The organism is Nonomuraea harbinensis (genome assembly GCF_019396385.1).
In the GTDB taxonomy this organism is placed as follows: domain Bacteria; phylum Actinomycetota; class Actinomycetes; order Streptosporangiales; family Streptosporangiaceae; genus Nonomuraea; species Nonomuraea ferruginea.
Map to the genome: position 1 here is coordinate 107,624 of NZ_JAHKRN010000016.1, position 13,325 is coordinate 120,948.

At 70.6% G+C, this 13,325-nt stretch carries 12 protein-coding genes; 7 read left to right on the forward strand and 5 right to left on the reverse strand.

Annotation, left to right across the window (positions count from 1 at the left end):
• Window positions 1-104 precede the first annotated feature (104 nt).
• The 7 genes from KME79_RS18720 (at window position 105) to KME79_RS18745 (ending at window position 6,508) form a co-directional block, all read left to right on the forward strand.
• On the forward strand, window positions 105-1,043 hold the full coding sequence (locus tag KME79_RS18720; protein ID WP_219545514.1) for an amino acid kinase family protein: 939 nt from the start codon (window positions 105-107) through the stop codon (window positions 1,041-1,043).
• The gene (locus KME79_RS18725) at window positions 1,040-2,590 is read left to right on the forward strand and encodes an AllF/FdrA family protein (protein WP_219545515.1); all 1,551 of its coding nucleotides are present in this window, start codon (window positions 1,040-1,042) and stop codon (window positions 2,588-2,590) included. Before KME79_RS18720 ends, KME79_RS18725 begins: the two co-directional genes overlap by 4 nt.
• On the forward strand, window positions 2,587-3,765 hold the full coding sequence (locus KME79_RS18730; RefSeq protein ID WP_219545516.1) for an MSMEG_0565 family glycosyltransferase: 1,179 nt from the start codon (window positions 2,587-2,589) through the stop codon (window positions 3,763-3,765). The genes KME79_RS18725 and KME79_RS18730 overlap by 4 nt, the downstream gene beginning before the upstream one ends.
• 215 nt (window positions 3,766-3,980) lie before the next feature.
• Complete coding sequence (locus KME79_RS44930) at window positions 3,981-4,490, forward strand: carboxylesterase family protein (RefSeq protein WP_308248969.1); 510 nt, start codon at window positions 3,981-3,983, stop codon at window positions 4,488-4,490.
• Window positions 4,490-5,200: a carboxylesterase family protein gene (locus tag KME79_RS44935; RefSeq protein ID WP_246640052.1), complete on the forward strand. Its 711-nt coding sequence runs from the start codon at window positions 4,490-4,492 to the stop codon at window positions 5,198-5,200. The genes KME79_RS44930 and KME79_RS44935 overlap by 1 nt, the downstream gene beginning before the upstream one ends.
• Window positions 5,197-5,844: an MFS transporter gene (locus tag KME79_RS18740; protein WP_219545517.1), complete on the forward strand. Its 648-nt coding sequence runs from the start codon at window positions 5,197-5,199 to the stop codon at window positions 5,842-5,844. The genes KME79_RS44935 and KME79_RS18740 overlap by 4 nt, the downstream gene beginning before the upstream one ends.
• Window positions 5,845-5,848: 4 nt before the next feature.
• Window positions 5,849-6,508, forward strand: a complete 660-nt coding sequence (locus KME79_RS18745; RefSeq protein WP_219545518.1) for a TetR/AcrR family transcriptional regulator — start codon at window positions 5,849-5,851, stop codon at window positions 6,506-6,508.
• 14 nt (window positions 6,509-6,522) lie between these two features.
• Here the strand turns inward: KME79_RS18745 and KME79_RS18750 are convergent, their stop codons facing one another.
• From KME79_RS18750 to KME79_RS18770, 5 genes are all read right to left on the reverse strand, one after another.
• On the reverse strand, window positions 6,523-7,521 hold the full coding sequence (locus KME79_RS18750; RefSeq protein WP_219545519.1) for an ABC transporter substrate-binding protein: 999 nt from the start codon (window positions 7,519-7,521) through the stop codon (window positions 6,523-6,525).
• Between the two features lie 13 nt (window positions 7,522-7,534).
• The gene (locus KME79_RS18755) at window positions 7,535-8,308 is read right to left on the reverse strand and encodes an ABC transporter ATP-binding protein (RefSeq protein ID WP_219545520.1); all 774 of its coding nucleotides are present in this window, start codon (window positions 8,306-8,308) and stop codon (window positions 7,535-7,537) included.
• The gene (locus KME79_RS18760; RefSeq protein ID WP_219545521.1) at window positions 8,305-9,384 is read right to left on the reverse strand and encodes a FecCD family ABC transporter permease; all 1,080 of its coding nucleotides are present in this window, start codon (window positions 9,382-9,384) and stop codon (window positions 8,305-8,307) included. The genes KME79_RS18755 and KME79_RS18760 overlap by 4 nt, the downstream gene beginning before the upstream one ends.
• 78 nt (window positions 9,385-9,462) lie before the next feature.
• On the reverse strand, window positions 9,463-10,914 hold the full coding sequence (locus KME79_RS18765) for a non-reducing end alpha-L-arabinofuranosidase family hydrolase (RefSeq protein ID WP_219545522.1): 1,452 nt from the start codon (window positions 10,912-10,914) through the stop codon (window positions 9,463-9,465).
• A gap of 59 nt (window positions 10,915-10,973) precedes the next feature.
• Window positions 10,974-12,995, reverse strand: a complete 2,022-nt coding sequence (locus tag KME79_RS18770; protein WP_308248971.1) for an RICIN domain-containing protein — start codon at window positions 12,993-12,995, stop codon at window positions 10,974-10,976.
• Window positions 12,996-13,325 lie beyond the last annotated feature (330 nt).

Genomic DNA, 13,325 nt, shown 5'->3' on the forward strand with positions numbered 1-13,325 from the left:
TCGGACATTTGATATTTCCTCCTGGACAGTTCACTATACTAAACGTTACATCTAGTATCGGATATTGAGGTAGGGGCGACCAAGCAGTGAGCAACGTAGCTGTGGTGGCTGTCGGCGGTAACGCCCTGACCCGCGCGGATCAGCCGGGTACAGCCGAGCAGATCGAGAGCAACGCCGCCCAGATGGCGTCGGGGATCTCGAACCTATGCGAGGCGGGTTGGTCGGTGGTCGTCGTCCACGGCAACGGCCCGCAGGTCGGCCATCTGGCGATCCAACAGGAGGGGAGCGTCGATCTGGTGCCACCGCAGCCGCTGTACTCGCTGAACGCGATGTCACAAGGGCAGCTCGGCAGCGTCCTCGTGCGCGCGATCGACACCATCCGGGGGCCCGGCACGGCCGTCGGCCTCATCTCGCACATGGTCGTCGACCCGCACGACCCCGCCTTCCGCACGCCCACCAAGCCCATCGGCCCCTTCTTCACCGAGACGGAGGCCGCGGCCATGGCCGAGCGGCGCGGCTGGGAGATGAGACAGGACGCCGGGCGGGGCTTCCGGCGGATGGTCCCCTCGCCCCATCCCACCGAGATGCTGGAGCTGTCCGCGGTCACGCCCCTGCTCGCGGCCGGCAAGGTGGTCCTCGCCGCCGGCGGCGGCGGAGTGGCCGTGGCCCGTGACGACCAGGGCCGCTATCACGGCGTGGACGCCGTGATCGACAAGGACTCGGCGGCCGCGCGCCTCGCCGGATCACTCAAGGCCACGATGATGATCCTGGTGACGGGGGTCGACGCGGTCATGGTCGACTACGGCACCCCGCGGGCCCGCGCCGTCCACGAGCTGTCTCTCGCGCAGGCCGAGCGGTATCTCGCCGAGGGCCAGTTCCCGGCCGGGAGCATGGGGCCCAAGATCCGGGCGGCCACCGACTTCGTACGGGAGAGCGGCGGGACCACCGTCATCACCTCGGCGGAGCGCATGCTCGACGCCCTGGACCCGCAGAACCGTGTCGGCACGCACATCGTTCCCGAGCAGGCAATGAGCATCGCATGAGCACCCACGACAACCTCGCCCGCGTCCGCGTCGTCCGTGACACCTACCTCGACTCCCTGCGGCTGCTCGTCGCCACCTCGGTCATGGCCGAACAGGACGGCGTCACCTGGGCGGGCGCCGTCATGGCGACGCCTTCAGGCCGGGAGAACCTCGAGGCCGAGGGCTTCGGCGCGGAGTCCGTCGGCCAGGCCGGGGCGAACGACCTCGTACTCGCCGTGCGCGCCCGTGACGAGGCCGCGGCGGAGGCCGCGCTCGCCGCCGGCGAGCGCGCCGCGTTCGAGGACGCCCGCGCCGAGTCCGGCGAGGCCGCCGCCGCCGCGCCCCGCACCGTCAGCGGAGCCGTCGCGCAGCTGCCGGACGCGTCCGTGGCGATCGTCTCCGTGCCCGGTGGTTACGCGGCGCTGGAGGCCCACCACGCGCTCTCCCAGGGGCTGCACGTCCTGCTGTTCAGCGACAACGTCTCGCTGGACGAGGAAGCGGAGCTCAAGAAGCGGGGGAACGAGCTCGGCCTGCTGGTCATGGGGCCGGGGGCGGGCACCGCGGTGATCTCCGGCACCGGCCTCGGGTTCGCCAACGCGGTACGCCGCGGGCCGGTCGGCGTCGTCGCCGCCGCGGGCACCGGGGCGCAGGAGGTGTCGGCCCTGCTCGACCGCTGGGGCGTCGGCGTCTCGCACGTGATCGGCGTCGGCGGCCGTGACCTGTCCGAGGCCATCGGCGGCCGGATGGCCAAGGCGGCCGTGCGCGCTCTCGACGAGGACCCCGAGACCGAGGTGATCCTGCTGGTGTCCAAGCCGCCGAGCGAGGCGGTCGCCCACAGCGTGCTGGAAGAGTGCGGGTCCACCCCGGCGGTGGCCGCGTTCCTCGGCCTCTCGGAGATGGAGCCGCCGTCCGGGGTGCGGATGGCGCGGACGCTGGAGGAGGGCGCGCTCACCGCCGCCCGGCTCGCAGGCAAGACGCCCCCGGCCGCCTCCGAAGGCCTGCGCGCCCAGGTGGAGGAGCGGCTCGGCTCCCTGGGCGACGAGCGGCGCACCGTCCGCGGCTACTACTCCGGCGGAACGCTCTGCTACGAGGCCCAGGTGATCATCAACGAGCTGCTGGGCGAGGTGTACTCCAACGAGCCGCTCCTGCCCGGCAACACGGTCCCCGCCCCGCCCGGCGCGAACGTGCTGCTCGACCTGGGCGCGGAGGAGTACACCGTCGGCAGGCCGCATCCGATGATCGACCCCGGCAACCGCATCCGGATCCTCCGCCAGGAGGCCCGCGATCCCGAGGTCGCGGTGGTGCTGCTCGACGTGGTGCTCGGCTACGGCTCGCACGAGGACCCGGCGGGGCAGCTCGCACCGGTGCTCGGCGAGATCATGGCCGACGGCGGCCCGCAGGTCGTCGCGTACGTCCTCGGCTCCGACACCGATCCTCAGGGCTACGCCAGGCAGCGCGCGACGCTGGAGGGGATCGGCTGCCTGGTGACCGAGACCGCGGCGCGCGCCGCGTACACGGCGGCGGCCATCGCGAGCCGCCGCCCTGAACTAACGGAGTCCCACCGGTGACAGAACACCTCCGCCTTCCTCCCGTCGCCCTGATCACCTACAGCACCCGGCCGAGGGGCGGCGTCGCGCACACGCTGGCGCTGGGCGAGGCGATGCACGCGCTCGGCCAGGACGTCCTGATCATCGGCCTCGGTGACCCGGGCAAGGGGTTCTTCCGGCCGGTCGCCGCCCCGACGCACGTCGTCACCGCGCCCGTCACCACCGGCGGGCTGGAGGAGAAGGTCGCGGCGAACATCGACGCCCTGGAGGCGGCCCTGGCCGACCTCGCCCCCGCCTACCCCATCCTGCACACCCAGGACTGCATCGCGGCCCGTGCGGCGGCCCGCGTGCGCGACGCCGGGATCCCCAGCAGAGTCGTCCGCACCGTCCACCACGTGGACGACTTCGACAGCGAGATCCTGATGGACTGCCAGCGCCAGGCGATCCTGGAGCCGGACCAGATCCTGGTGGTCACCAAGATCTGGCAGGACATCCTGCGGGAGGACTACGGAGTCCTGGCCGACGTGGTGCCCAACGGCGTGGATCCGGCCCGCTACAGCCGGCACTCCCCGGAGGTCGTGGCACGGCTGCGGGCCCGGGTCGGCGCGACCGACCGGCCGCTGCTGCTGTCCGTCGGCGGCATCGAGCCGCGCAAGGGCAGCGACACGCTGGTGGCCGCGCTGTCCAGGCTGGTCGGCGAACGTACGCCGCCGCCCGTGCTGGCCGTGCTCGGCGGCCACTCCTTCCAGGACCACCGCGCCTACAGGGAGAAGGTGCTGGCGAGCCTGGACGCCCTCGGCCTGACCCTGGGCAAGGACGTCGTCGAACTCGGCACCGTGCCCGAGGACGAGATGGCGGCGTGGTACGCGGCGGCGGACGTGCTGGCGTTCCCTTCCGTGAAGGAGGGGTTCGGCCTGGCCGCCCTGGAGGCGATGGCGGCCGGTCTTCCCGTGGTCACCAGCGACATCCCGGTGTTCAGGGAGTGGCTGGTCCCCGGCCGCGACGCCCTGCTGACCCCCGTCGGCGACGCGGGAGCGCTGGCCGACGCGCTCTCGGCCGTGCTCGACGACGAGGCCATCCGCGCCCGGCTCCGCACCGCGGGCCTGAGCCTGGCCGACCGCTACACGTGGACCGCCAGCGCCCGCCGGCACCTGGAGCTGTACGCCGGCAGCCCGGAGGCGCTCACCGCACACTGACACGGCTCACCGCGCCGAAGGGCACGGACGGAGTGTGCATTCGGCCACTGACCTGCCACGCCGCCTGCCGCACCCTGAGGTTGCCCGCGTTTCGCCATGGCACGCCGGTCGACCAGAGGGAGTAACGGCATGCGATCTCACAAGCTCGTCCTCGCGCTTGCCCGTCGTCGGCCAGGGCGACGTGCTCGGCTCGGTCACCGCCTGGGGCTTCACCTGTGCCACGCTCTCCACGGGCGAGGTCCAGGAGATCCCGCAGCACATCTTCAGCAGCGATCCCCGGCGACGAGTGCCTCAACCTGAATGTCTGGACACCGGGCGTGGACGACGGCGCCCGCCCGGTGATGGTCTGGATCCACGGCGGTTCCCTGCGCAACGGCTCGTCGAGCATGCCGCTGTACGACGGCCACGCCTTCGCCCGCGACGGGGTGGTGCTGGTCTCGATCAACTACCGGCTCGGCGTGGAGGGCTTCGGCGTCTTCCCGGACGCGCCGGACAACCGCGGCCTGCTCGACCAGGTCGCCGCGCTGGAATGGGTACGCGACAACATCGCGGCCTTCGGCGGCGACCCCGGCAACGTCACCGTGTTCGGCGAGTCGGCGGGGGCGATCAGCATCGGCGCGCTGCTCACCAGCCCGCGGGCGAAGAGGCTGTTCCACCGGGCGATCATGCAGAGCGGCCCCCGCACACGGCCACGCGCGAGGAGGCCGGCAAGATCGTCAAGCTGATGGCGGCCGAGCTGGGCGTGCCCGCCACGGCCGGGGCCTTCGCCGCCGTCGACCGCGAGCGGCTGCTCGACACCCAGGCCGAGGTCGTCGGCAAGGCGAACCCGATCATCGGCGGCCCCGCCTTCCACATCGTGGCCGAGCCCGGGGCCGCCCCGGTCGAGGCCGACCTCCTCATCGGCGCCAACCGGGAGGAGTACCGCCTCTGGTTCGTGCCCACCGGCGCCGTGGACCGGGTCAGCCGCCTGACCCTGCGCCTGGCCCTGCTGAAGTTCCGCATCCCCGCCCGCGCCGCCCGGCTCTACCGGTCCGCCCGGCCCGGTGCCAGGCCCGGCGAGATCCTCGGCGAGATGGCCACCGACCTGCTCATGCGCGGCCCGCTCAACCGCCTGGCCGACTCCGTGGAACGGGCCCACGTCTACGAGTTCGCCTGGCGCTCACCGGTCATGGACCTGGGCGCATGCCACGGCCTGGAGATCGGCTTCGTCTTCGACAACCTCCGGCACTGCCGTGAGCTGGCCGGCGACGACGCCCCGCAGGAGCTGGCCGACGCCATGCACCGGGCCTGGGTCGCCTTCGCCAAGACCGGCGACCCGGGCGGGCAGCGGTGGGACTCCTCCCGGCCCGTCATGGTCTTCGACTCGCCGGGCTCCGGCGTCGTCCACGCCCCCAGGGACGAGGAGTTCAGGATCTGGCTAGATCGCGAGCGGTGACAGCCGCCTCCAGCAGCCGTGCCCGCACCCGCCACAGCGCGCCCATCCTGGAGGTCTTCCGCCGTCACACCCGCACCGTCCTGCTCGGGGTGGGCACCGGCTTCGGCTTCTACGTCATCTTCTACGTGCTGCTCGTCTTCGCGGGCTCCTACCTGACCACCCAGCTCGGGCACCCGGCGCAGGTGCCGCTGGTCGCGGTGGACATCGGCTCGGTCATGGTGATCGTCTTCGGCCCGCTCTGCGGCAGCCTCTCCGACCGCTTCGGCCGCCGCCCGATGATCGTGACGGGCTCCGCCCTGACCGCCCTGTTCAGCTTCGCCTTCTTCGCCATGCTGGCCACCGGCGGCGCCACCCTGATCTACCTGGCCTACGCGCTCGCCTTCGGCCTGGTGACCATCATGTACTCGCCGCGGATCACCTTCATCGCCGAGCAGTTCCCGACGGCCGTGCGCTTCAGCGGCGCCTCGGCCGCCGGGCAGATCGGCGCGGTGCTCGGCGGCGGCCTCGCCTCGCTGATCGCCACCGCCCTGCTCGCCGCCTGGATCTGGGCCGTCGCGGCCTACGTCTGCGCCTCGCTGCTGGTGTCGCTCGCCTGCACGCTGGCGCTGAAGGAGACCAGCCGGAGCGACCTCACGGCAGAATGAGGTCGTGACTAGCGATCGATCGGCAGCACTCGCGACCCAGCGACGGTTCGCCGCCTCCCAGGTCCGGCTCCCGGAGCACGTCCTGCTGGAGGGCACCTCCGGCCGGATCCTGCGCGAGGCGCTGCTGCTCTTCGCCGAGCGGGGCTTCTACGGCACGTCCATCCGCGACCTCGGAACGGCCTGCGGGATCCGCTCGGCGACCCTCTACTCCCACTTTCCCGCCAAGGAGAACGTCCTGGCGGAGCTGGTCCGCATCGGTCACGAGGAGCACCACCGCCGGCTCGTCGAGGCGGCCTCCACGGGGCCGGCGGACCCCCAGGCGCGCCTGCGCCGCGTGGCCCGCGCGCACGTCCTGGTCCACGCCGAGTTCCCCATGCTCGCGGTGGTCGCCAACAACGAACTGCACGCCCTCTCCGCCGAGCTGGCCGGCCCCGCGCTCATGCTCCGCGCCGACGGCCGCCAGCTGCTGATCGACATCCTCGACGAGGGCATCACCGAGGGCGTCTTCGACGTGCCCGACGCCTTTCTGGCGGTCACGGCGATCAGCGGGATGGGGATGCGGGTGGCCAACTGGTACGACTCCGCCATGCCGTACGAACCCGAGGAGGTCGCGGACACCTACGCGGAGTTCGCCCTGAGGCTGACCTTGGCGGGGCGCCCCTGACGACGGTGGCCCGGTCACCGTTCCAGGTCGCGGAGGTAGGCGGCGAAGCCTTCCAGACCGTCGATGTTGCGCGGCCCGCTGATGCCCTCGTTGTAGTCGAGGACGTAGAAGCGGTCGTGGACCACCGCGGGCAGTGCGCTGGTGGCGGGGAACTCCTTCAGGAACGCGATCTTCTCCCGGGCGGGCTTGTCGCCGTAGTCGAGGATGACGATCACTTCCGGCCGCGCCTCGACCACCGCCTCCCAGGTCACCTCGCTCCAGCGGGCGTCCAGCCCGGCGAAGACGTTGCGGCCGCCGGAGAAGCGGATGATGTCGTTGGGCGGCACCTGGGCGCCCGCGGTGAAGGGTTTGTCGGTGCCGGAGTCGTACAGGAAGACCGGCACGGGGTCGCCCTTCGGCGCCCGCGCCCGCACCGCCTCGACGCGCTCCCGGTATCCGGCGACCAGGGCCCGTGCCCGGTCCTCGACGCCGAAGATCCGGCCGAGGCGTTCCAGGTCGGTGTAGAGGCCCTCGAAGGGGGTGACCCGTTCGGGGTGGCCGGGATAGTTGAAGCACGACTCGGCGTGCATGAAGCTCTGGATCTTCAGCCCGTCGAGGATGGCCGGGGTGATGCCGCGCTGGTCGCTGAAGCCCGAACGCCAGCCGGCGACCACGAAGTCGGCCCTGGCGTCCACCACGAGCTCGCGGTTGAGCAGGTCGTCGCTGAGGAACTCGACCTCGGCGTACTCGGCGGCCCAGGGGGACTCCTCGACCGGAGGGTTCGCGGGCGGCATGACGTAGCCGTGCACGTGCTCGGTGAGACCGAGGGCGAACAGCTTGTCGGCGCTGCCGGCCTCGTACACCACGGCGCGGGCCGGCGTCGTGTACTCGACCTGCTCGCCGCACCGGTTGACGGTCACCTTCCGTACGGACGCCGTACCGTCCTGGATCCGCGCGCCGCAGCCGGCGAGCAGGAGTGTCCCGGTCAGGACGGCGGCCAGCGGACGGAGGGAGCGGGACGTACGCGCGATCATGCGGTGGTTCCTTTCATGGGCCGAGGTCGTAGAGCACCTGCGGCACACCGGTGAGGGGATGGGGGACGACGCTGGCCACGACGTCGAAGACGTCGCGCAGGAGAGCTTCGGTGAGGACCTCGCCGGGCGTGCCGGAGGCGACGACCTCGCCCGCGGCGAGCACGACCAGGTGGTCGCAGGCGGAGGCGGCGAGGTTGAGGTCGTGCAGGGTGACGAGCACGCCGAGGCCGGAGCCCTTGAGCATCGACAGCAGCCGGATCTGGTGGCGCAGGTCGAGATGGTTGGTCGGTTCGTCCAGGACGAGGAGCCGCGGCTCCTGGACGAGCGCGCGGGCCACCAGCACCCGCCGGCGTTCACCGCCGGACAGCGCCAACACCCCCCGGCCCGCCAGGTGCAGGACCTGCATCCGCTCCATGGCCTGCCGGCACAGCTCCCGCTCGCGCGGGCCGAGCGCCTGGTTGCCCCGTACGTGCGGGGCCCGGCCGAGGGCGACCACCTCCTCGACCGTGAAGTCGAGATCCGCGCCGCCCTCCTGGGTGAGTGCGGCGACCACGCGCGCGCTGTCCCGCAGCGTCATGGCGGACAGGTCCTGACCGTCGATCCAGATCGCGCCGCGCGACGGCCGCAGCGCCCGGTAGACGCACCGCAACGCCGTCGTCTTGCCCGAGCCGTTGGGCCCGATCAGCCCCACGACCTGGCCGGGCCCGACGGCGAGCGAAAGACTCTCGACGACGGTGACGCCGCCCAGCGACACCGACAGGCCGTCCACCTTCAGGTCGGCCGTCATGACCGGCCCCCGAAGAGGTAGCCGCGCCGGCGCAGCAGCGTGACGAACACCGGCACGCCGACCAGCGCGGTGATCACCCCGATCGGCAGCTCGCGCGGCGCCACCACGGTCCGCGCCATGAGGTCGGCCCAGACCATGGAGACGGCGCCGGCGAGCGGCGCGACGGCCAGCACACGCACGTGCGCGGCCCCCACCCACAGCCGCACCACGTGCGGCATCACGAGCCCGACGAACCCGATCGCGCCGCTGACGGCCACCATCGCGCCCGTGAGCAGCGAGGTCAGGACGAACAGCCCGCGGCGGAGCGTCTCGGTGTCCACCCCGAGGCTCATCGAGGTCTCGTCGCCCAGAGCCAGCACGTCCAGACTCCGGCCGAGCCGCCGCAGCACCACGACGGAGACGGCCGTGACGACCGTCACCACCGGCAGCGCTCCCCACGTCGCCCCGCCCAGGCCGCCCATCGACCAGAACAGCACGGTGCTGGTCGACTCGCCGTCCGGGGCGAAGTAGACGATCAGACTCATGACCGCCTGGAACCCGAACGCCATCGCCACCCCGGTGAGCACCAGGCGCAGCGGCTCCAGCCCGCCGCCTCGACGTGAGACCAGGTAGACCAGGGCCGAGACGAGCAGCGCGCCGAGAAAGGCGCCGGCGGAGACCGCGTAGATCCCCATCGCGGCCAGCCCGCCGGACACCGTGACCAGGACGGCCCCGGCCGACGCCCCTGACGACACCCCCAGGATGAACGGGTCGGCCAGCGCGTTGCGCACCATGGCCTGGACCGCCACGCCGACCGCGCTGAGCCCGGCTCCCACCAGCACGGCCAGGAGCACCCGCGGCGTCCTGACCTGCCAGATGATCTGGTAGGCCGTGATCTCCTCGGCGGAGATCGCACCGCCGGTGACGGCCGCCCACAGGTAGCGCAGCGTCTGGCCGGGAGGCACGGCCGCGGCCCCCGAGCCGATCGCCAGCAGCACCGACACCGCCAGGGCGACGGCCAGCGACACGACGATCACGCCCACGCGCGGGCCTTCGCGTGCCTCGGACGGCCGCTTAGGAACGAAAACCGTTTTCATTGCCGCTTATCATCAGGGAAGCGGCACGGCATGTCAAAGGCGGGCCCTTGTGCAGGGCCCGCCTTCGGGGTCACGCCATCAGCGCTGCTGGGTCAGCAGACCCGGGCGGTAGGGCAGGAGCCCGTAGTCGCCGCCGGAGTTGGGGCTGCGCCCCTGGTAGAGCAGCTGCAGGTTGCAGGGGTCGACGGTGAAGGTCTGGTCGGCGTTGGCGCGGACCAGCTCGCCGTGACTGATGTCGTTGGTCCAGGTGGCGCCGCTGTTGGCCTTGCCGGCGAAGGGGTTGCCCTCTGTGGCGGCCTGCGGCGTCCACGAACCGTTCAGGCTGGTGGCCGTGAACGAGCGGAAGTAGCGGCCCTGTGAGCCGATCGCCTCGACGAGCATGAGGTACTTGTTCTGGCCCTGGAGCTTGTAGACCTGGACGCCCTCGAACAGGTTGTTCGTCGTGTCACTCATGATCACGGTCGAGGTGGTGCCGAAATTGCCGGGGAAGTTCCCGATGGGCATGCTGGCCCGGTAGATCCTGCCGTTGTCGCCGGCGAAGAACAGGTACATGTTCGTGCTGTCACCGATGAGTGTCTGGTCGATGGGGCCCGTTCCGGAGTTCGAGATGCTTCCGGAGAAGAGCGGCTGCTCCGACGACCAGCCGTTCGGGTTGGTGGGGTCGCTCGACGTCCTGTAGGAGAAGGCGGTCCTGCCCCACTGGTAGGCGAGCACCCAGATGTTCCTGGGGGCGAAGTAGAAGAGCGTGGGCGCGACGGTGGAGGACGACATCGTGTTCTGGCTGGCCGAGGCCATGTCCGACCAGTTGGTGAACAGGCTGAAGTTCATCGAGCCCCACCTGGTGCCCGTGTCGTGCGTCGTCGCGTAGACGAGGTGCCTGCCGTTGTAGGGGGCGACGGTGAAGTCCTTGAGCGAGACCCAGCCCGACTTCGGCTGCGCCAGCGGGCCCGTCGACGTCCAGCGGTACGTCGAGGGAAGGTCGCACTGGCCCGGGTCGCCGCCGCCGCCGTCCACCCGGACGAGCTGCCACTGCTGGTTGTTGCCGCCCCAGTCGTCGTACTGGACGATGTTGGCGTTGTCGGCGGTGGAGGCGCCCTGCACTTCGAGTGCCTTGTTGCTGTGGCGGGAGATGAGCCGCACGTGTCCGTCCGGGCTGTCGGCGAGCCGCCACTGCTGGTTGGTGCCGTTGTGGTCGGCCCACTGGACGATCGCACCGCCGTTGGCGGTCGACCAGTTGTAGACGTCCAGCACCTTGCCGGAATGGCGGGACTTCAGGCGGTAGTAGCCGCCGCCCGAGTCGACGAACTGCCATTGCTGCTGGTTGCCGTTGTTACGGGTCCACTGGGTGATGCGGCCGCCGTCGGCGGTGGACAGGTTGTAGACGTCCAGGGCCTTGCCGCTGTTGCGGTTCACCAGGACGTACCAGGCGTTGGTGTCCACGGTGGCGGCGTGGGCGGCGGGAAGGGCGACGAGCAGGCTCGCCAGTAAGGCGGCCACCGTCGCGAGGACGGCCAGGAATCTGTTCTTCATGGACGGGTTCGCGCCTTTCTGCGTCGAGGTCAAAGGGGTCGAGGTCAAAGGGGTCGAGGTCAAGGGGTGGTGAGGTCGAAGCGGCGCACGGTCACCGCGCCGCCGAGTGACTGGGTGGCGTAGTTGAAGATCCCGAAGCGGTAGCCCATGAAGAACTGCCAGGCGTTGTTCAGGGCGAAGGCCGGGCCGAGATTCACGAAGTCGCTGCCGTTCGTGCTGTAGGAGAAGCGGGCCTGCCTGCCGGACCCAGGCCGGATGTCGGCGCTGACCCGCAGCCAGAGCCGGCCGCCCGAGATGTTCGCGCTCGCCGCCTCGGTGCCGGTGCCCGTGGTCTGCCACGAGCTGTTCATGGTGAGCCCGTTGGTCATCACGACCCGGTTGACGCCGTTGTCGCGTTTGACGCCGATCCAGGCCGACTGGTCGCGCAGCATGGCCAGCCCGGCGCGGTCGCCGTTGCTCATCTGCGAGTAGTCGAGCTCGATCGTCGCCGTCGACGACGGGCCCTGGATGCGGTGGGTCAGCGTGTTGCGGGCGTTGTAGAGGTCGCCGGTGACGGTCGCGGTCTGCAGGCGCAGGCCGTTGCCCGTGGAGAAGCGGCTGGTGTCGGGGTTGTGGTTCCACTCCCAGCGGTGCCCGAGGCTGCCCGAGGTGAAGGTGTCGGGGCCGATCATGGATGCCACGGTCCGGCTGGTCTGGATGTTCGGCTTCGGGTAGGTGACGCCCCAGCCGCCGTTGACGGTCTGCACGGTCGGCCAGTCGCCGTTCCAGGTGATCGGCGCGAGCGCCGGGACCCGCCCGCCGGGGTAGGCGTCGACGAAGGACATGTAGTACCACGCGCCGTTCTGGGTCTGGACAAGCCCGCCCTGATGGGGGACGCCGCCGCCGGAGATGGGGCCGGGCATGTCGAGCAGGACCTGGCGCATCTCGTACGGACCCCACGGCGACGTGGAGCGGAGCACGTACTGGCCGTTGGCGGGGCGGGTCAGCCAGATGTAGTAGTAGCCGTTCCGCTTGTAGAAGCGGGCGCCCTCCAGGGTGCCGACGCTGCTCGGGGTCTGGAACACCTGCTGGGCGCGGACCTGGCCGAGCCCGTCGGCCGTGAGCTGGGCGACGCTGATGGTGCCGTTGCCGTACGCGACGTACATGGTGTCGTCGGTGTCGACCAGCAGGCCGGCGTCGTAGTAGCAGTTGTTGATCTGCGAGCGCTTGCTCCACGTGCCGTCCACGGCGGAGGCGGTGTAGACGTACGTCCGGTTGAACTCGACGCAGCCGATCCAGTAGTAGGTGCTGTTGCTGGGCCGGTAGTTCAGGGTCGAGGCCCAGATGCCCTTCACGTACGCCCGGCCGCCGTTGAGGTCGTAGGCGCCCGAGCCGAAGTCGAGCCTCGGCACCGAATGCCCGGCGTACTCCCAGTCGACCAGGTTGTAGGAGCGCAGGATCGGCGCGCCCGGCGAGTAGTGCATCGTCGAGGCCGAGTAGTAGTAGGCGTCGCCCACCCGGATGATGTCGCCGTCGGCGAAGTCCTGCCAGACGACCGGGTTGGTGTAGGTGCCGCCCGGATTCGGGTCGCTCCCGATCGGGACGAGCTGCCACTGCTGGTTGTTGCCGCCCCAGTCGTCGTACTGGACGATGTTGGCGTTGTCGGCGGTGGAGGCGTTCTGGACTTCCAGGGCCTTGTTGCTGTGGCGGGAGATGAGCCGTACGTGTCCGTCCGGGCTGTCGGCGAGCCGCCATTGCTGGTTGGTGCCGTTGTGGTCGGCCCACTGGACGATGGATGCGCCGTTGGCGGTCGACCAGTTGTAGACGTCGAGCACCTTGCCGGAGTGGCGGGATTTGAGGCGGTAGTAGCCGCCGCCCGAGTCGACGAACTGCCATTGCTGCTGGTTGCCGTTGTTACGGGTCCACTGGGTGATGCGGCCGCCGTCGGCGGTGGACAGGTTGTAGACGTCCAGGGCCTTGCCGCTGTTGCGGTTCACCAAGACGTACCAGGCGTTGGTGTCGACCGTCGCGGCCGACGCCTGTGGCGTGAGGAACACGCCCACCAGCAACAGTGACGAGAGAACCGCGAGCACGCGCCTCACAGAGACCTCCAGAGCCGTTGGCCGCTTGCCTGGACGAAAATCACCACGAAACTTGTTAGCGCTAACACTCTGCCGCGTGAAACCGCGCGGCCTTCTTCGACGAGTACGTTGTCGCGGAGTACATCCGATGCCCCCGTCCGTCGTCAACGAGGGACCACCACTCGCGCACAGGGGCGTGGCCGTCCGGATGTCGCTTCGCCTGCGCATTCGCCGGAAAGAAGCGCACACGGCAGGACACCCGTGTGTGAAAGTTTCAGAGAACAGCCCCCGTGAACCATGGAGGCGCCGGGTTAACTTGCTTCCTCTCCGAGAGGCGACCGAAAAGTACCT